The organism is Rheinheimera pacifica (genome assembly GCF_900108485.1).
Lineage (GTDB): Bacteria > Pseudomonadota > Gammaproteobacteria > Enterobacterales > Alteromonadaceae > Alishewanella > Alishewanella pacifica.
On the sequence record NZ_FNXF01000008.1, the window covers coordinates 117,918 to 136,573 of the forward strand.

Below are 18,656 nucleotides of genomic sequence, written 5' to 3' on the forward strand. Positions count from 1 at the left end.
GACAACTAAAGGCCGCAGATACTGCGGCCTTTAAGTTAAGCGGGTTATTTTTTCAGTAACACACCCAAACCCACAATTGCAGCTATAGCACCGCCAATCAAAAACCAGATGGCGTTATCAGTTGGGCTGCCTGTTACCACCTCAGTTACCTGAGAAGCAGCTGAATTATATTCATTGTAACCAAAATATAACAAAATGACACCGGCGACTAAAATTGCTAAACCCAGAATTTTATTCATGTTTATCTCCTGCCTTCTCTCTTTATCACACTGTTGTTCGATATTCTCAAGTAAATATCAAGTTTATGCTGACTATTTGCAGCAAATTGGATAATACTTCAGTGATAACATGGCACAGTTATCCGGTGAAAAATAGTGATACGTATCATTTTACTTTGTTTTTTTCTGCCCGCGTTTGCCGGGGCGGCAGAGTTAGTACGATACCCGGCAATTGCGCATGTTGAAGATCCGCGGTCTGTTTATCCGCTAGCGTTGCTGGAGCTGGCACTGGCACAATCGGAGCGGCAGTATCAGCTGCAAAGCTCGTCTGAGCGTATGTCTAAATCACGCAGTATAGTGTTTTTAAAAGAACAGGCCGAGCTGGATGTACTGTGGACGATGACCTCTGTTGAGCGTGAACTGGATTTACGACCTATTCGCATTCCTATTTTTAAGGGCCTAAGCGGTTATCGTATTATGCTGATCCGCAAAGATCAGCAAGCTAAGTTTGCACCCACTGCTAAACCAGAGCAGATCCGCCGCCTGGTGTATGCACAGGGCCATGACTGGGTTGATGCCAAGGTACTGCAACTTAATGGCTTTTCGGTGATTGGCGCAGCCGGTTACGACAATTTATTTTCGATGCTGGAAAAAGGCCGGGTGGATGCGGTGCCACGTAATGCGCTGGAAATTGCTGATGAAGCCGCACTGCTTACTGAGCGTAATATAGTAACTGAGCAAAACTGGGTTATTTATTACCCCACAGCCAGCTATTTTTTTGTTAATTATGCCAATAAGCAGTTAGCACAGGACATTGAAAGCGGGCTGCATAAAATTATTGCTGATGGTACTTTTGATCGGCTTTTTTATCAGTTTTTCGCCAACCATCTGGCCGAGCTACAGCTGGATAAACGGCAAATAATAAAGTTGGAGAATCCGCTTTTGCCTGCACAAACGCCTATTAAAGATAGCCGACTCTGGTATTATCCGCAGTAAGTATCACACTTTGCCTAACCTCTGGATGTACGATGGAGCTATTTTTAGCGGTGTTGTTTTTTGCCTTTTCTACCACTATTACACCTGGTCCTAATAACGTGATGATTATGTCATCTGGCGTAAACTATGGCATTAAAGCCAGTGTGCCGCACTGGCTGGGCATATGTTTAGGTTTTCCGCTGATGGTGCTGCTGGTGGGGCTGGGGTTTGGCGTTGTGTTCGAGCGTTATCCGCACCTGCATCAACTGATTAAAGTGGTGGGGGTTGTGTATCTTATCTGGCTGGCCTGGCACATTGCCAGCGCCGAACCCAAAGCAATAGAAAAGGGCAAAAGTAAGCCATTTAGCTTTATACAGGCTGCATTGTTTCAATGGGTTAATGGCAAAGCCTGGGTAATGGCCAGTGGTGCTGTCGCCGCTTTTACCACGGTAGGGGGCGTATATTGGCTGGAAGTGAGCGTAATTACCGCCGCTTTTTTACTGGTTGCTTTTCCTTGTGTGGGGGCCTGGCTGGTATTTGGTGCAGCCCTCAGAGCAGTGCTAACTAAACCTCTGTTTCAGCGTATATTTAATATTTGCATGGCCATTATTTTACTGTTGTCGGTAGTGCCGGTTGTGCTTGAAATCTGGCATTATTATTTTATGCCGGCAATGTAATTGTGGTTTGATAGTTTGGGTTTTGTGCAGATGAATGGCAGTGCGGAAAAAATAAAGCTGGAGCATGAAGCGGCAAGGTTATTTATGCGCTTGTACGAACAGCGCTTTGGTATTGCTATGCGCCATATCTGGCATAACGAGCCGGCGCGGCCGGATGTATCCTGTTACTACGACGAGCAAAAGCTGGATTTGGAAATTGCCCACTTGTATGGCAGTGAAGTGGAAGCAATGCATATTCTCGGCCGCGAGCTTGGCAGTAACACCCACAAAGAGCTGTTGGCATTGCTGCGCACCCCGGTGCAACATCGTTTGCTGACGGCACTGAACCGGCTGATCAGTAATAAAGCAGAAAAAACCTACCATACCGAGCGGGTTTGGTTGGTGATCCGCAATGCTAATCCGCTGTGGACAAGGCGCGAAATTTTGCAGCATTACCATCAATTGCATATGCCCAAACGCCACCCGTTTGAACAAATCTGGTTAATCGGCGATATGCAGGGCCAAAGCGGCATTCTGGCACTGTATCCCTCCACGCTAACTGTACTGGAGCACGGCTGATGCTGGCGTTTTACCGGCGTTGGGCACGGCGACTGTATCCACTGCGGCCTTTTTTTTTGCTGTTATGCATTTTGGCGGTAGCCGCTTTTGGCTGGTTATTATTTGCCGCTACTGTGGAACAGGCGCAGCGCTGGCAACTAAGCAGTGTGCTGTTAGCCGTAAGCAGTTTGCTGCTGTGGTTATGGGCCGGTTTATTTAACCGTGAGTTGCCGGTGGTAATCAGCGGACAAGGCCTGCTGCTGAAGCTTAAAACCAACCTGGTAAGGCTGTTTTACTATCTGCTGGCGCTGCTGATCACGCTGCTGCTGTTGGCAACCACCTACCTTGGCCTGCGTGTACTTAAAAGTATAATAGCCGCCTTATTTTTTAGCTGAGCATTAACTATGCAGAACACCGCTGTGCGCTGGGATATATTCTGCGCTGTGATTGATAACTTCGGCGATATTGGTATTTGCTGGCGGCTGTGCCGGCAGTTAGTGGCCGAACACCATATAACAGTGCAGCTGTGGGTGGATGATTTAGCCAGCTTCAGCAAAATTTGCCCGCAAATTGATGTCACCGCCGATGAACAGCAACAGGCCGGGGTGTTGATTAAACGCTGGGCGGCCACGACTGATTGGCAACAGTGCACCGTAGCTGAGGTAGTAATAGAAGCGCTGGCCTGCACTATTCCGCTGCCGTATCAGCAAAAAATGGCACAGCAAGCGGTTAAACCGCTGTGGTTGAACCTGGAGTATTTGTCGGCCGAAGCCTGGGTAGAGGGCTGCCATGCTTTGCCCTCACCACAACCGCAGCTGGCGCTGGATAAACACTTCTTTTTCCCGGGCTTTACCGCTGCTACCGGCGGCTTATTGCAAGAGCGTACTTTACAACAGCAGGCCGCACTGTTTATCGCGGATGCTGATGCACAGCAGGCGTTTTGGCAGCAGTTGGGGGTGGCAGAGCACGCGCGCTATCAGCAGAAAATTTCCCTGTTTGCTTATGATCATCCGCAGCTGGAAACGTTGCTCGCCTGTTGGCAGCAAGCGCCGGTTAATAGCCTTTGTATAGTGCCGCAGGGCGCATTGGCCAACCAACTTGCTGCTTTATACCCGCAGTTGCAGCAAGATGCTGAGCTGACATTAAATCAGTTGACGTTGAAAATAGTGCCTTTTATGGCGCAAGACGATTACGACAAACTGCTGTGGGCTTGTGATATCAACTTTGTCCGCGGTGAAGACTCAATTATTCGTGCGCACTGGGCCGCTAAGCCGTTTATCTGGCAAATTTACCGTCAGGCAGAGCAGGCGCATCTGGATAAGCTGCAGGCTTTTATGCAGCGTTACTGTGCGCAAATGCCTGAAGATGTTGCTGATAATTTGCAAGAATTCTGGCTGGCCTGGAATACCAACAGCCAGCTTGAGCATAGCTGGCAAAAATGTAGTGCAAAGCTGGCGCAAATCGCCGAATATAACCGCTATTGGCGCACAGCGTTAACGGCAAACGGAGATCTTGCCAGCAACCTCGTGCACTTTGTTGAAAAAAAATTTATAATGCGACGCAATTTTTCCTAACGAGAAGATATTTCAGTCATGATGAAGACAGCTCAAGAACTGCGTGCTGGCCAGGTGATTATGGTTGGCACAGAACCAATGGTAATTTTAAAAGCCGAGTTTAACAAATCCGGCCGTAACTCTGCCGTGGTTAAAATGAAAATGAAAAACCTGCTGAATGCGCAGGGCATGGAAACGGTATACCGTGCTGATGACAAGTTTGAGCAGGTTCTGCTGGAAACTAAAGAAGTAACCTATTCTTACTTCTCTGATCCTATGTACGTATTTATGGATCAGGAATACAACCAGTTTGAAGTTGAAGCAGAAAACATGACCGAAGCACTGAAGTACCTGGTAGACGGTATGGAGTGTTCAGTAGTGTTCTATAACGAACGGCCAATTTCTGTTGACCTGCCAACGGTTGTAGTGCGCACTGTTACTTACACTGAACCAGCTGCCCGTGGTGATACTTCAGGTAAAGTATTAAAACCAGCTAAAATTGAAACTGGTTTTGAGCTAATGGTTCCTGCTTTCGTTGAAGAAGGCGACAAAATCGAAATCGATACCCGTACCGACGAGTACCGCAGCCGCGCCAAGTAATACTGGCAGGTTGAAAGTAAAAAAGGCGCTTCGGCGCCTTTTTTATTACCTGATTATGCACAGATTGTGCTAAAGCTTTTCTTCAAACTTGACGGACTCTTTGCCTGTATTACGAAGCACTACCGTGCCTGCCAATTTGTCATGCCACCCCTGTTTTCGCTTGTCTATACCAACCCAGATAAACCCAAGGCCCAAAGGAAGAGCAGCTAAAATATATGCGAAATACCGGCCTATCGCCTGGCCAGTACTCATTTTATTGCCGGTTGTAGCATCTACGATTTCCAGTTTAGCGGCCATTTTCCCTGGTGTGCCGAGAAAGCGCAGCCAAAACCATATTGTTGCAATAAACGGAAAAACATAGCTCAGCATAATATCCCAGAAGCCGTAGACAAATTTATCACCAAGCCAATACTCTTCACCATAAATAAAACTAAGCGGTATAAATAAAACGATGAAGAGAATTACCATGTCAATTAGTACAGCCCCAAGTCTGATCCAAAAACCGGCATACTCTTTGTTATCCATAAATTAAAAATTCCTCGTTATGATTTAGTGTTTAATACGAGCAGCCGCGGGCGAGCGTATTTGAGTTTGGGTTAATCTGCTATTGTAAATTTAATGTACGGAACATTACTGTTAATGTACCCAAAATACAATAGCCGCCTGGCTTTGTATTCTGTTACCCTTAGTAAAAATATGTGCACTATTAATGGTTTATTTTATGACAGCAGAAAAACACAAAATGCTATCGGGAGACTGGTATAACCCGCTGGATAAGGAACTTAGCGCCGAACGTATGGCGGCGCGTAAGTTACAGCATCAGTTTAACCACAGCGCGCCGGATGATGAGGCGCAGCGCCGGCAACTGTTAAAACAGTGGCTGCCCAATACCGGTAAGCATTTTTATGCTGAGCCACCGTTTTACTGCGACTACGGCTATAACATCCGTGCCGGCAATAAAGTGTTTTTTAATTTTAACTGCGTGGTGCTGGATGTCGCGCCGGTAAACATTGGTAATAATGTGTTTTTTGGCCCTGCAGTACAAATTTATACCGTAAACCACCCGCTAAATGCTGCACAGCGGCGCACATTAATAGAGCGGGCGTTGCCTGTAACAATAGAAGACGATGTCTGGATTGGCGGCGGGGCCATACTGTTACCCGGCGTAACGATAGGCAAGGGCAGCGTTGTGGCCGCTGGTAGTGTGGTAACTAAAGATGTATCTGCAGGGGTAGTCGCAGGCGGTAACCCGTGCCGGGTAATTAAAGCTGTATCTGATGAGTAAGGTACAGCGATCAGTTAAGTAAAATTTAATAAGTAAGCAGTAGAAGTTATGTCGATACATATTCGTTTGATTAATGAGGCAGATCTTGGCGCCATAGTGACGATACAAGATAGCTGTTATGCCGCTGAACTATTTGAAGATGCGGGTCTTATCCGCAGGCGCCTGGCATCACAGCCACAAAGCTGCTGGCTGGCAGAAGATAGTAAAGGTGAGGTGTTGGCGTATTTGTTTAGCTATCCGTCGCGTGATAATCAGGTGGCGCCGCTTGGCAGTAGTTTTGGTAGTTACGCCGATGCAGAGCTGTTGTACCTGCATGATATGGCGGTAAGCCATAACGCCAGGGGAATGCGCCTGGCGCCGCAGCTGTTAGCACTCGCCGAGCAATATGCCGCTGATTTGGGTTTTAACAGGCTGGCACTGGTTGCTGTGCAGGGCTCTGTACCTTACTGGCAAAAGCAGGGCTTTGAAATGGTAACACTTACCGAGACCACCGCTTTACAGGCACTGGCAAGTTATACCGGCCAGAATGCGGTTTATATGCAAAAGTTACTGAAGGCATAAAATTATCAGTGCTGTGTCTGGTGTCTGGCGCGGATTTGTCACTATACTGAGCACAATGTATATTATCAGGACGTTACGATGAAATTATTTTTTGCTGCTATTGTTGCTTTGCTATTTACCGCACAAGCCAGCGCCTGCGGTTTCAGATTAAGTGATGGTAAATTGCTAAGCTGCGGCATGACACGTATTGAAGTCTTGTCGCTGGCAGGCGAGCCGTTGGCAAAAGATGTAGAGACATTGGGTGTAGATATTGGCGAGCCGGTAAAAGGCACTACGGTTGAAACCTGGTCTTACCGGCTAAAAGGCGATATCGGCGGGGAATATCTGGTGTCGCTGACACTCAGAGGCGGCAAAGTGACTGCGATCGACAGCAAACAGCAGGGGCGGCTGTAGCGTATTAACGCGACAGTAAGTATAAATCACTTAGTGTCATCGTATTGCCACCCAGTTTTAACTGGCTAAGCAGCAGCAAGGCGCTGCTGTAGGCATCTTCCAATGCCTGGTGATTTGCCATAGCGGGCAGACCATGCCGCTTAAGGCAATTGGGTAGTTTAAGGGCATCATGTTTTACTACCTTGCCCTGGCGCAGCAGGCGTTGCCATTCCATTTGCATGGTGTCAATAAACCGAAAGCGCGGCGCTTTGCCAAAACAGCGCTGGCAGGCAAACCGCAGGCATTGTTCGTCCAGCCGGCTGTTGTGGGCAACAAATATATAACCGGCATATTGCGCTAACAGCTCTGACAGTATTTCTGCCAGATCATGGGCATTTTTTAACTGATGATCATGTAAGCCATGATAGACCGCACTCTGGCCGACACTGACCGGGCTGTTAATCAGATAATGCTTCGCTTCAGACAGTACAATTTCCTGCCCCCTTACAGGCACCCAGCCAATACTGACGATATGATCTTTGCGCGGATTAAGCCCGGTAAGTTCAAGGTCCAATGCAAGAAAGTTTGCCTGATCTACCGGCGTTGAAGAGGCAGGAAAGGGTGTATTGATAAAATGGTTTACCACTTCACTTAGTGCGGTGCTTTTACGCAGTAACCAGCTTAACACTTTATAGCTCCCGGCAAAAACGCTGTTTTACCCGACTTTGTGCTTCGTTTATTACGGCAAAACTGTCTTTTAGCTGGTGGCGTGCCAGGCCGGAAATTTCAGCCGGGTTCAGTAAATTGGTCACATCATGGCTCAGTTGTAAATCATGCTGATGTTTTTCCCAGCGTAGTTGTGCCAATAAATCAAAAGCATCGTTTAAGTTCTGGCTGTCTTTACTATCAATAATACCTTGTGCTGCGAGTTGTTGCAGGCGACCGCGGGTATTTACCTCATGAATGCCGGCGTAAAGTGCATATACTCTGACCAGATCGGTGATCAGGCTGATACCCCGTTTCTTCAAATCCAGGCCTTTTTTATGTTTACCATCTTGCTCGAGGATAAAATTTTTAAAGAAACCCAGCGGGGCAGTGCGCTGCAGCGCCGCCTGTGCCAGATGATATAAAAACAATGGCGCTTCAGTAGTGCGCTGCAGAATATCTTCCTGCAGCGCATTAAACAGGCCTTTGCTGCCTTCAATCACCCGCAGGTCAAAGAAAATACTGGCTTTGAGCAGCGCTTCCGGCGTTGGGGTGGCAATCCAGCGGGCAAAGCGGCCAGACCAGCCTTTTAAACTTAACCGCAGCTCCGGGTTGGTGGCCATAATATTGCCAGGGCACAGGGCAATGCCACACTGCGCTAGCCCCAGGCAAACAAATTCAGCCAGCGCACTGAAGTACTCACCGACAGTACCAACGGGTTCTTTTTCCAGTAACAGCGCATTGTCCTGATCGGCATTCAGGCTTTGGTCCATCCGCGCCTGAGAGCCAAATGCCAGCCAACTGAATACACAAGGCGGCTCGCCCAGTTTTTGCTGTGCCAGATAAATCAGCCGCTGGGTAAGCGCATCGGTAATAGTGGTAATAATGTGCCCGGCTTCATATGCCGGCACTTGTTGCTTGCTAAGTGTAATAGCCAGCGCAGCTATTTGCTGACTGCAACGCTCCAGGCCATCTGTGGACAGCTGCCGGTGTATTTCGCCAATCAGGTATACCGGATGATCCTGCTGGCTGCGGATAATATCTGTGGCTGTCAGCATGCCGCAGCAAACACCCTGATCGGTTACCGGCAAGTGGTGAATATTGTGCTGGCTCATCTGTTGTACGGCTTCATACAGATAAGCATGGCGGTCAATGCTTTGTGGCTGGCGTGTCATCACCTGGCTTACCTGAGTGCTGGCAGGTAAGGCGTGCGCCAGTACTCTGCTGCGCAAATCGCGGTCGGTCAGTATGCCAACCAGCTTACTGTTTTCTTCTACCAGTAACGAGGATACCCGGCTGTCAGACATCAGTTTTGCCGCTTCCTGCGCCGTTTGTTCCGGCCGGATGGCAATTTTACGTTGTTGTACAATATCACTGATTTTTAAGGTAAAGCGTGAAGCCTGCTGTTGTTCACGGTATTGGTGTAGCCGCCGGCTAAACAGGCGCTGGAAAAAAATATCGATGTTTTTGTACTGATAGCGGCATTGATGGAAAGCCTCTGCGGCCAGCCAATACACCAGGCCATCTTCTTCACATATCAGGGTGTCGCTGTCGGTCAGGCCGGTGAGCAACTGCTGATAACCATAGAAGTCACCGCTTTGCAGCTTAGTCAGTAGTTGTTGCTGATCGCTATACAGCGTAAAAATGCCGGTGCGTACTATCAGTAACCGGTCGGTGTTAATTTTTACACTGTCCTGGGCCTGATAATAATAAACGTTGATATGGGCTGACAACTGGCCAAGTGCTGCCCCGTCGAGTTGATCGAATGGCGTAGTTTCGGCAAGAAATTTTGTAACGTCAGCAATTTCCATTTTTTCTCCGGTTAAACCGAACTACAGGGTTAAGTATGTTCTTCGTTCCTGCACAGTGCAGTCAGTAAAGGATCATCATTACTGAGCTTTTTCCAGCTGGCATTAACGGCTGTATCACCCTCTGGGATTTGCAACTGGGCACTAAAGTCGGCCTGGGCATACTGACGACAATGTACTACCTGCGGCACACGCCGGGCCTGGGCACGCCGTTCAAAAAAATACAAATCAACCAGCTTTACGTGTGGGTTAATATTATTTGCTGACGCATTTGCTACGTCTGCAGCGATAAAGCGCAACGTTTGCGGATACAGGTAGCTCCATGGCCGCAAAGCGGTTTGTTGCTCTATCTTCTTTATCACTACCACACCAGCGGGTAAGCGGCTGGCAGTATGCTGATACCAGGTATACTCACTTTGGATCTGAAACCCTAACATCGCCGCTCCGGCGAATACGGGTATTAGCCAGCGTGGAGCGCGATTTTTAGTTAATTTACGTAGTAACAGTGCAATACCTGCAGCGCCAAGCCCTGCGAATACCGTTGCAATCAGTTCCCATAGCATAGTGTTGTCCCTGAAAAAGACGGGCTTTCACCATGAAAGCCCGCTTTATTATTTTTGCCTTGCTCTGACTTCTAAAGCAAGTTTACTGCGTTTCTTAGTGGCCGGTAGCTGAACCTGCGCCTTTGGGATAACGCACGCTTTCAACCAGTTCCTGAATACGTACCGGTGGCGCTTCTGTGGCAGACGATACGGCAAAGGCAACAATAAAGTTAATCATTGCACCTACAGCACCGAATGACAGTGGCGATATACCAAACAGCCAGTTGTCCGGCGTGTTAGCCAGCATTGCTGTACCAGGAATAAAGAACCAGCCCAGGAACAGGAAGATGTAAATTACAGTTGATAGCAAGCCTGCCAGCATACCTGCAATAGCACCTTTGTTATTTACCCGTTTGGAGAAGATACCCATCATCAGCGCCGGGAAAATAGACGCCGCGGCTATACCAAATGCCAGTGCCACTACCTGCGCGGCGAAACCAGGCGGGTTCATCCCCAGCCAGGTGGCCACCACTATGGCAACAGCCATTGAGATCCGCGCTGCCAGCAATTCACCTTTTTCACTGATATTCGGATTAATTGAGCCTTTAATTAAGTCATGGCTGATAGCCGACGAAATTGCCAGTAACAAGCCTGCAGCGGTAGATAATGCTGCTGCTAAACCACCGGCGGCAATTAAACCTACCACCCAGCCTGGTAAATTGGCAATTTCAGGGTTGGCTAATACCAGAATATCGTTATTAACAGTCAGTTCGTTACCATTCCAGCCACGTTCGTCAGCTGTCGCTTTAAAAGCGGCACTGTCGTTATAAAGCTGAATACGGCCATCACCATTTTTATCTTCAAACTTAATTAAACCGGTTTGTTCCCAGTTTTTGATCCAGTCCGGCCGCTCTGAGTACTGTATAGCGTCAGCAGTAGGGCCAGCTGGGTAAATAGTGGTTAGCAGGTTTAAACGAGCCATAGAGGCTACTGCTGGTGCAGTTAAATACAGCAGGGCGATAAATACCAGAGCCCAGCCGGCAGACCAGCGTGCATCAGATACTTTAGGCACAGTGAAGAAGCGAATAATAACGTGTGGTAAACCGGCGGTACCAATCATCAGTGACAGGGTAAATAACACCATATTCAGTTTGTTTGAGACATCAGCGGTGTAATCAACAAAACCCAGATCACGCACAACCATATCCAGTTTTTGCAATAACGGTATACCGGATTCAACATGGTTAGAGAACAAACCTAACGGTGGCAGGAAATTGCCTGTCAGTTGTAATGAAATAAACACCGCAGGAATGGTGTAAGCAATAATCAGTACCACATATTGCGCAACCTGAGTGTAGGTAATACCTTTCATGCCACCCAAAACTGCATAGAAAAATACTACGATACCGGCAATCATCAGGCCGGTATTGTTTTCCACTTCCAGAAAGCGCGAAAACGCCACGCCGGCACCGGTCATCTGGCCGATAACATAAGTTACCGAGGCAATAATTAAACAGGCTACTGCAACAAAACGGGCATTTTTGCTGTAAAAACGATCACCGATAAATTCCGGCACCGTAAACTTACCAAACTTACGCAGGTAGGGCGCAAGTAACATAGCCAGCAGCACATATCCGCCAGTCCAGCCCATCAGATAAGTAGAGTTAGCATAACCACCGGCAGCTATTAAGCCTGCCATAGAAATAAAAGATGCGGCAGACATCCAGTCAGCGGCTGTTGCCATACCGTTCATTACCGGATGTACGCCACCACCGGCTACATAGAACTCTTTGGTTGAACCGGCCCGGGCCCAGAATGCAATACCGATGTAGAGTGCAAATGATCCCAGTACAAATATTAAGTTAATTGCAAATTGACTCATGACGGGTTTACTCCTCGCTTAAGCCAAATTCTTTATCAAGCTTATTCATTCTCCAGGCATAGAAGAAGATTAAGACGATAAAGGTTAAAATAGACCCCTGTTGTGCAAACCAGAAACCAATGTCGGTACCGCCTACTGTGATGCCTGATAGCATGGGCCTTAACAGGATCCCAAAACCATATGACACCAAAGCCCAGATAATGAGGCTGCCAATGATCAAGCGAAGGTTCGCTGACCAGTAAGCCGCCGCGTTGCGATCGTGCTCTGTCATAAATACACTCCTTTCCTTTGTTATTTTTATCTCGCAAAGTTAATCTAGCAGTAGTTAACACAAGTGAAAGCCCGACTTTAGTCGAAGCCGTAGCGCAGATAGTTGACTTGTGGCCCGCGCTGAGCCAAAAGTAAAGCAGAATAAGAATGGGAGAATGCAGTGGCCGCGTGGGTAGTTGCCTTATTGGCGTTGTTATATGTCGGTGGTTTGTTCCTTATTGCCAACTGGGGCGAGCGCCATGCTGATGACAAACTAATACGAAAGTATGGGGGGCTGATCTATAGTCTGGCATTAGCCGTGTATTGCACCTCCTGGACTTACTATGGTGCTGTAGGTACTGCTGTTACCCAGGGCTGGGATTATATTCCCATTTACCTGGGGCCCATTTTGCTGTTTATATTTGCCCAGCCATTTTTATTTAAGCTGCTGTATGTGGCAAAAAAGCAAAACGTTACCTCCGTTGCCGATTTTATCTCTGCCCGTTACGGTAAACGTAAAAATATTGCTCTGCTGGCGTCGTTAATCTGCCTGGTGGTGGTGGTGCCTTATATCGCATTGCAGCTAAAAGCCGTGGCCAGCTCTTATCATGTGCTGCTCGGCGGCGATTTTAGTGACGAAGCGGCCAATTGGTGGCAGGACAGTGCCTTTTTAAGTGCCCTGGCAATGGCATTTTTTGCTATTTTGTTTGGCACGCGTAAGTTGCACCTAACCGAGCAAAGCCGCGGTGTTATGGTGGCTATTGCTTTTGAGTCAGTCGTAAAGTTATTTGCTTTGCTGATGCTGGGGCTGGCGGTGTATGTGTTTGTGCTGGCAGACGATACCAGTGTATTTGAGCGTTTTGCCGAACATGCGATGGCGCAGCAGCAAAACAGCAGCGGCCACGGCGTGGTAGAGTTTATAACCAAAACCATTCTGGCTATGGCGGCAGTGTTTCTGTTGCCGCGGCAGTTTCATGTCGCTTTTGTCGAAAATGTCTCACATCATCATTTGCGCCATGCCCGGCGCTGGTTTTCGCTGTACTTATTTTTAGTCACCATCGTGGTTATTCCTATCGCTATTGGCGGCATGCAGTTGTTTCCAAATGCGCTTAATGCTGCTGATAGCTTTGTATTGCTTATTCCGGCACAGTCGGGCTGGAGCACGCTAAGTGTGCTGGTATTTATCGGCGGTTTTTCTGCAGCCACATCAATGATTATTATCGCTACGCTGGCGCTGTCGACAATGATTAGCAATGATGTGATTATGCCCGGCTTATTGCGCAGTAGTAAAAAACAGGGCCTGCCACACGATTACAGCCTGCTGATCCTGCTGGTACGGCGCAGTATGATCATTTTGGTGATGGCGCTGTCCTATTTATATTACCGCGTGTTTGCCCGTAATTATGAGCTGGCTGAAACCGGTTTGCTGGCGTTTGCGCTGGTGATCCAACTGGCACCGGCAGTGATCGGTGGCTTGTATTGGCGCCGGGGTAATGCCTGGGGCGTATATCTGGGGCTGGCAGTGGGTTTTTCGCTGTGGTTTTTCACCCTGATGCTACCGCAGTTAGTCAGTACCGGCGCTATTGACAGTAACATTATGCAAACCGGCTTGTTTGGCTGGCCCTGGCTGGTGCCGACAGCGCTATTTGGTGCTGAGCTGGACAGCTTAAGCCACGGCGTGTTGTTCTCGTTAGGTTTTAACCTGCTGTTTTATATCCTTGGCTCGTTAATAATGCAGGTTAACCTGCAAGACAGGCTACAGGCTGTTGCCTTTGTTAAACCTAATTTGCCGGTAAACCATCAGGATACACCCGCGCGGCGCATTCGCATTCGCAATAAAGATTTAAAAATTCTGCTGGAGCGTTTTGTTGGTGCCAGCCGGGCCAACGAATGTTTGCTGGAATATGGCCGCCGTCAGCATACTGCACTGCAACTGGATGATTTACCCAGTGTGGGCCTGGTTGAGCATGTAGAGCGCGAATTGGCGGGAGTTATTGGTGCCTCTTCAGCATCGGCCATGGTTAACGCTGTACTGGAAGGCCGCCAGCTCGGTTTTGAAGATGTGGTTACCTTATTTGATGACACAACGCAGGCGATCCAGTTTTCGCGTAAAATTCTGTTTTCTACTCTGGAGCACTTAAGCCAGGGCGTTAGTGTAGTAGACAGAGAGTTAAAACTGGTGGCCTGGAACCGGGCTTATCTGGATATGTTTGATTACCCCGAAGCCATGGTACGGGTAGGCCGGCCGATAGCCGACATAGTGCGCTTTAACGCAGAGCGCGGCCTGTGCGGGCCAGGTACAGCTGATGAACACGTAGAAAAACGCATCGGCCATATGCAAAACGGTACAGCACATGTATTTCAGCGGGTACGCCCGGACGGTAAGGTAATAGAAATGCGCGGCAACCCGATACCGGGCGGCGGCTTTGTTACCAGTTTTACCGATATTTCTGACCATGTTAAAGCGGTGCAGGGGCTGGCTGAGGCAAAGCAGCATCTGGAAGACAGGGTACAGGAACGTACCCAGACTATTTCTGAAATTAACCATGAATTGTTGGGCGAAGTGCGGCGGCGGCGTGAAACCGAGCTGCAGTTACTGCAGGCCAAAGCTGAAGCAGAAGCCGCCAATGCCTCTAAAACCCGCTTTCTGGCATTGGCCAGCCACGATATCTTACAGCCGCTGAATGCGGCAAGGCTATTTACCGCGGCGCTGGCGGGCAGTAAAGATACCGGTCAGCAACAACATATTATTGGCCAGCTGGATAACTCGCTAAAGGCGTCTGAAGAGCTGATCTCTACCTTGCTGGAAATTGCCAAACTGGATGATGGTAAGCTATCGCCTGACGTACAAACGGTGTCGTTAAAAGAGCTGTTGTCGCAGTTGTCAGACGAATTTAATTTACTGGCGCAGCAAAAAGGCCTGGGGCTGGCAGTAAAAGCGGCTGACTATCAGGTGCAAACCGACCCAATGTACTTAAGGCGCATTTTGCAGAATATGCTGTCAAATGCGATAAAATACACGAAAAAAGGCCGTATTGTGCTCGGTTGCAGAAAGCGGAAAAACCAGCTGTTAATTCAGGTATGGGATACCGGCCCCGGTATTGGCGAGGCTGATTTACAACGTATTTTTGAAGATTTTTACCGTATTGACGCGACAGCCAAAGGTGAGCAGGGGGTTGGCCTGGGGCTGGGTGTGGTCAATCGTATGGCAAAATTACTCGGCCATACATTGGCAGTGGCTTCATGGCCAGGTAAGGGCAGTGTATTTAGTATCAGTTTGCCGCTGGTTGATATTGCACAAAGGGTTGAATTTCCGTTGCCGGTTGTTGCAGTACACCGGCCTGTGCTGGGGTTATCTGTGGTATGTGTCGATGATGATGCGGCAAACCTGGCGGCATTAAAAGTGCTGTTAGAGCAATGGCAGGTGCAGGATGTGCAATGTTTTTATGATGAGCAGAGTTTACTGGAGTATGCACAGCAGCACAGTGCCCCTGATGCTTTACTAATAGATTATCAGCTGGGGCAGAATTTAAATGGCCTGCAGGTGTATGAAAAAATTAAACTGGTATGGGGGCAGGTGAATGGCATTTTAGTGTCAGCGTCGCCGGAAACCGGCCTGGCACTTAAAGCCAGACAACACGGTTTGATGTTTCTGGCTAAACCCATTAAGCCGGCAGCATTGCGTGCCAGCCTTAATCATCTCAGAATGCTAAAGCGTGCGCAGGAGCAAAATAACCCGCCATCTTAATGCGTTTTAATCTTAATGTTGCTGTGCCATGGCTCTGTCGACAGGTGGCTCCAGCGTCAGGCGCTGAGCCTGAATAACCACCTGAGTGCGGTTAGTCACGCCAAGTTTGCGAAATATGGCAGTAATGTGCGCTTTTACGGTGGCTTCTGAAATATGTAAATCGTAGGCGATTTGCTTGTTAAGCCAGCCTTCGGTCAGATAGTACAAAACCTTATATTGCTGCTGAGTTAACTGAGCCACACGGGCTGCCAGATCCAGATCATCTTCTGCCTCGCGGCTGTGGATATCCAGCACCTGGTTTTTCAGCCGCAGCGGCACCCATAACTCTCCGGCCATGACAGCATTTAAAGCCGCGCTGATATCCAGCGGGTTGGCAGATTTAGGCACATAAGCTGAAGCACCAAATGCCATAACCCGGCGAATAACATCCAGCTCTTCACTGGCAGAGATAACGACTATCGGCAGTGCAGGGTAGTTTTTGCGTAACTGTATTAACCCGAGAAAACCGCAGTTCCCCGGCATATGCAGATCCAGCAGCAGCAGGTCGGTATCCGGGTGTTGTTCCAGGGCAACACAAGTACTTTCAAAGCTGTCAGTTTCAATGGTAGCTTTGGTGGCAAAAGTGCTGCTGATGGCGTTTATCAGCGCATTGCGAAACAGCGGGTGGTCGTCCGCGACGATCAGTTTTGCCATCTTGTCCTCCAGCGAAGGGAATTATAATTATTATGCCATTCTTGTGAGAAAGGCCGCAAATGCGGCCTTTTATACTGAGGTTAGCAGAGCGCGGTGTCAAGCGCGTACTTGCCAGATAGCTTATTTACGGTTTAACCGGTTGGTCACCAGCGTTTCCACTACAGACGGGTCGGCCAGGGTAGATATATCGCCTAACTGGTCATGCTCATTAGCGGCAATTTTACGCAGAATACGCCGCATAATTTTACCGGAACGGGTTTTGGGTAAACCGGTAGGGGCCCACTGAATTAAATCCGGTGTGGCAATCGGCGATATCTCTTCCCGTACCCAGTCACGCAATGCCTTGGTTAGCTCTGCGCTGGGTTCAATACCCACCCTTGGTGTAACATAAACATAAATGCCCTGGCCCTTAATATCATGCGGGTAACCCACCACGGCGGCTTCAGCTACCGCATCATGGGCAACCAGGCAACTTTCAATCTCCGCGGTGCCTAAACGGTGACCAGAGATATTCAGTACATCATCCACCCGGCCGGTTAACCAGTAATAACCATCCGCGTCGCGTTTGGCGCCATCACCGGTAAAGTATAAGCCCGGGTAAGTGCTGAAATAGGTTTGCTCAAAGCGCTCGTGATCGCCATATACCGTGCGCATTTGCCCCGGCCAGCTGTCTTTAATCACCAGATTGCCTTCACACTCGCCGCTTAATTCTTTGCCTTCGTTATCAACGATGGCTGGTTTAACACCAAAGAATGGCCGGGTGGCAGAGCCGGGCTTAAGTTCAGTACAACCTGGTAATGGAGTGATCAAAATGCCGCCGGTTTCGGTTTGCCACCAGGTGTCTACAATAGGGCATTTACCGTTACCGAATTTCTCGTGATACCAGTTCCATGCTTCAGGGTTGATCGGTTCACCGACGCTGCCAAGGGTTTGCAGTGACGTCAGGCTGGCGCCTTCAACCGGCGCGTCACCATGGGCCATCAGTGCGCGAATAGCAGTAGGGGCGGTATAAAGGATGTTTACTTTATACTTGTCGACAATTTGCGCCATGCGTTTAACGCTGGGGTAGTTTGGTACACCTTCAAACAACACGCTGGTAGCACCGTTGGCCAGCGGGCCATAGACAATATAGGTATGTCCGGTTACCCAGCCGATATCAGCTGCACACCAGTAGATGTCGCCATCATGATAGTCAAATACATACTGGTGAGTCATTGACGCCCACACCATATAACCACCAGTGGTATGCAATACGCCTTTAGGTTTGCCGGTCGAGCCAGAGGTATACAAAATAAACAGCGGATCTTCAGCGTTCATTGGTTCGGCGGGGCAGTCAGCACTTTGCCGGTTCAGTAAATCGTGATACCAGACATCACGGCCGTCTTGTCCGGCTTGCATATCAACATTTTTACCTACATGCTTAACCACCAGCACATGTTTAACCGGTGAGTCTGCTCCCAGGTGAGCCAGCGCCATATCGGTGTTATCTTTTAAGTTGGTCACCCGGCTACCGCGTAATGCCTGATCTGCGGTAATAACCAGTTTAGAGTCACAGTCGACAATACGGCTGCCCAGCGCATCCGGCGAAAAGCCGGCAAACACCACAGAATGCACAGCACCAATGCGGGCACAAGCGAGCAGTGCTACGGTGGCTTCCGGGATCATTGGCAGATATATTGTTACCCGATCACCTTTTTTAACGCCCAGCTCTTTCATGCCGTTAGCCAGTTTACATACTTGCTGATGCAACTGCGCATAAGTAACCGATTTTTGTACGTCTGGTGAGTCGCCTTCCCAATAATAGGCAACCTGATTAGCCCGCTCAGGCAGGTGCCGGTCCAGACAGTTATAACTGGCGTTAAGTGCACCGTCGCTAAACCAGTTAATATGCACTTTGCCGCTGTCAAAGCTGGTATTTTTAACCTTGGTAAAAGGGGTAAACCAGTGCAGACGTTTACCGTGTTCCGCCCAGAATGCTTCCGGAGAGCTGACAGATTGCTGATACATCTGCATATATTGCTCGTTATTTAAAAGTGAGCGTTTTGCTGCACTGGCGGGTACCGGATAAACTAATGGATGTGACATAACTTCCCCTGTGAGAGCTGCTTAAATTTACTGTTCTCTTTCTATCGAAGCCGCGTGTTATTTGAAATTAGACCTTAGTCTAGCCAAAGTTTTGCCTGGTAGCCAACCTGGCCTTTTTAGCTGATATAGCTATTAATATGCGCTATATCTGCGACTAAAGGCTAAT

19 protein-coding genes are annotated in these 18,656 nt (G+C 48.6%); 10 read left to right on the forward strand and 9 right to left on the reverse strand.

The window, feature by feature from the left end:
• Window positions 1–44: 44 nt before the first annotated feature.
• The gene (locus tag BLW68_RS11850) at window positions 45–239 is read right to left on the reverse strand and encodes a DUF3185 family protein (protein ID WP_092793512.1); all 195 of its coding nucleotides are present in this window, start codon (window positions 237–239) and stop codon (window positions 45–47) included.
• A gap of 135 nt (window positions 240–374) precedes the next feature.
• Between BLW68_RS11850 and BLW68_RS11855 the strand changes: the two genes are divergently transcribed.
• Genes BLW68_RS11855 through efp form a run of 6 tightly spaced genes read left to right on the forward strand, consistent with a single transcriptional unit; the run spans window position 375 to window position 4,560 of the window.
• Window positions 375–1,214: a type 2 periplasmic-binding domain-containing protein gene (locus BLW68_RS11855; protein WP_092793513.1), complete on the forward strand. Its 840-nt coding sequence runs from the start codon at window positions 375–377 to the stop codon at window positions 1,212–1,214.
• A gap of 32 nt (window positions 1,215–1,246) precedes the next feature.
• Complete coding sequence (locus BLW68_RS11860; protein WP_092793514.1) at window positions 1,247–1,870, forward strand: LysE family translocator; 624 nt, start codon at window positions 1,247–1,249, stop codon at window positions 1,868–1,870.
• Entirely contained in the window at window positions 1,871–2,428 is a 558-nt protein-coding gene (locus BLW68_RS11865; protein WP_245728327.1) for a hypothetical protein, read from the forward strand.
• Window positions 2,428–2,802 carry a hypothetical protein gene (locus BLW68_RS11870; protein WP_092793515.1) on the forward strand — a complete coding sequence of 125 codons (375 nt, stop codon included), beginning with the start codon at window positions 2,428–2,430 and terminating at the stop codon, window positions 2,800–2,802. The genes BLW68_RS11865 and BLW68_RS11870 overlap by 1 nt, the downstream gene beginning before the upstream one ends.
• Before the next feature lie 9 nt (window positions 2,803–2,811).
• The gene (gene earP, locus BLW68_RS11875; RefSeq protein ID WP_092793517.1) at window positions 2,812–3,981 is read left to right on the forward strand and encodes an elongation factor P maturation arginine rhamnosyltransferase EarP; all 1,170 of its coding nucleotides are present in this window, start codon (window positions 2,812–2,814) and stop codon (window positions 3,979–3,981) included.
• Window positions 3,982–3,999: 18 nt separating this feature from the next.
• On the forward strand, window positions 4,000–4,560 hold the full coding sequence (gene efp / locus BLW68_RS11880) for an elongation factor P (RefSeq protein WP_218141359.1): 561 nt from the start codon (window positions 4,000–4,002) through the stop codon (window positions 4,558–4,560).
• Between the two features lie 69 nt (window positions 4,561–4,629).
• On the opposite strand, the gene BLW68_RS11885 is transcribed toward efp, so the two are convergent.
• Window positions 4,630–5,085 carry an RDD family protein gene (locus BLW68_RS11885; RefSeq protein WP_092793520.1) on the reverse strand — a complete coding sequence of 152 codons (456 nt, stop codon included), beginning with the start codon at window positions 5,083–5,085 and terminating at the stop codon, window positions 4,630–4,632.
• A 196-nt stretch (window positions 5,086–5,281) separates the two neighbouring features.
• Between BLW68_RS11885 and BLW68_RS11890 the strand changes: the two genes are divergently transcribed.
• From BLW68_RS11890 to BLW68_RS11900, 3 genes are all read left to right on the forward strand, one after another.
• On the forward strand, window positions 5,282–5,845 hold the full coding sequence (locus BLW68_RS11890) for a sugar O-acetyltransferase (RefSeq protein ID WP_092793633.1): 564 nt from the start codon (window positions 5,282–5,284) through the stop codon (window positions 5,843–5,845).
• Between the two features lie 48 nt (window positions 5,846–5,893).
• Window positions 5,894–6,406, forward strand: a complete 513-nt coding sequence (locus BLW68_RS11895; protein WP_092793523.1) for a GNAT family N-acetyltransferase — start codon at window positions 5,894–5,896, stop codon at window positions 6,404–6,406.
• Window positions 6,407–6,484: 78 nt separating this feature from the next.
• Entirely contained in the window at window positions 6,485–6,799 is a 315-nt protein-coding gene (locus BLW68_RS11900; protein ID WP_092793526.1) for a DUF2845 domain-containing protein, read from the forward strand.
• A 4-nt stretch (window positions 6,800–6,803) separates the two neighbouring features.
• Here the strand turns inward: BLW68_RS11900 and BLW68_RS11905 are convergent, their stop codons facing one another.
• From BLW68_RS11905 to BLW68_RS11925, 5 genes are all read right to left on the reverse strand, one after another.
• Window positions 6,804–7,466 (reverse strand): exonuclease domain-containing protein, encoded by a 663-nt coding sequence (locus BLW68_RS11905; RefSeq protein ID WP_092793529.1) that lies wholly within the window; start codon window positions 7,464–7,466, stop codon window positions 6,804–6,806.
• 1 nt (window position 7,467) lies between these two features.
• On the reverse strand, window positions 7,468–9,294 hold the full coding sequence (locus BLW68_RS11910) for a DUF294 nucleotidyltransferase-like domain-containing protein (protein WP_092793531.1): 1,827 nt from the start codon (window positions 9,292–9,294) through the stop codon (window positions 7,468–7,470).
• A 29-nt stretch (window positions 9,295–9,323) separates the two neighbouring features.
• On the reverse strand, window positions 9,324–9,854 hold the full coding sequence (locus BLW68_RS11915; protein WP_092793533.1) for a hypothetical protein: 531 nt from the start codon (window positions 9,852–9,854) through the stop codon (window positions 9,324–9,326).
• Window positions 9,855–9,948: 94 nt separating this feature from the next.
• Window positions 9,949–11,715 carry a sodium:solute symporter family protein gene (locus BLW68_RS11920; protein WP_092793534.1) on the reverse strand — a complete coding sequence of 589 codons (1,767 nt, stop codon included), beginning with the start codon at window positions 11,713–11,715 and terminating at the stop codon, window positions 9,949–9,951.
• A gap of 7 nt (window positions 11,716–11,722) precedes the next feature.
• Complete coding sequence (locus BLW68_RS11925; protein ID WP_092793538.1) at window positions 11,723–11,986, reverse strand: DUF4212 domain-containing protein; 264 nt, start codon at window positions 11,984–11,986, stop codon at window positions 11,723–11,725.
• A gap of 159 nt (window positions 11,987–12,145) precedes the next feature.
• Here BLW68_RS11925 and BLW68_RS11930 point away from each other — a divergent pair, with 159 nt between their 5' ends.
• On the forward strand, window positions 12,146–15,712 hold the full coding sequence (locus BLW68_RS11930) for a PAS domain-containing hybrid sensor histidine kinase/response regulator (protein ID WP_092793541.1): 3,567 nt from the start codon (window positions 12,146–12,148) through the stop codon (window positions 15,710–15,712).
• A 12-nt stretch (window positions 15,713–15,724) separates the two neighbouring features.
• On the opposite strand, the gene BLW68_RS11935 is transcribed toward BLW68_RS11930, so the two are convergent.
• Both BLW68_RS11935 and acs read right to left on the reverse strand, forming a co-directional pair.
• A complete protein-coding gene (locus BLW68_RS11935) occupies window positions 15,725–16,405 on the reverse strand; it encodes a LuxR C-terminal-related transcriptional regulator (protein ID WP_092793542.1) in 681 nt (226 codons plus the stop codon).
• A gap of 120 nt (window positions 16,406–16,525) precedes the next feature.
• A complete protein-coding gene (acs, locus tag BLW68_RS11940) occupies window positions 16,526–18,490 on the reverse strand; it encodes an acetate--CoA ligase (RefSeq protein WP_092793544.1) in 1,965 nt (654 codons plus the stop codon).
• Window positions 18,491–18,656: the final 166 nt, after the last annotated feature.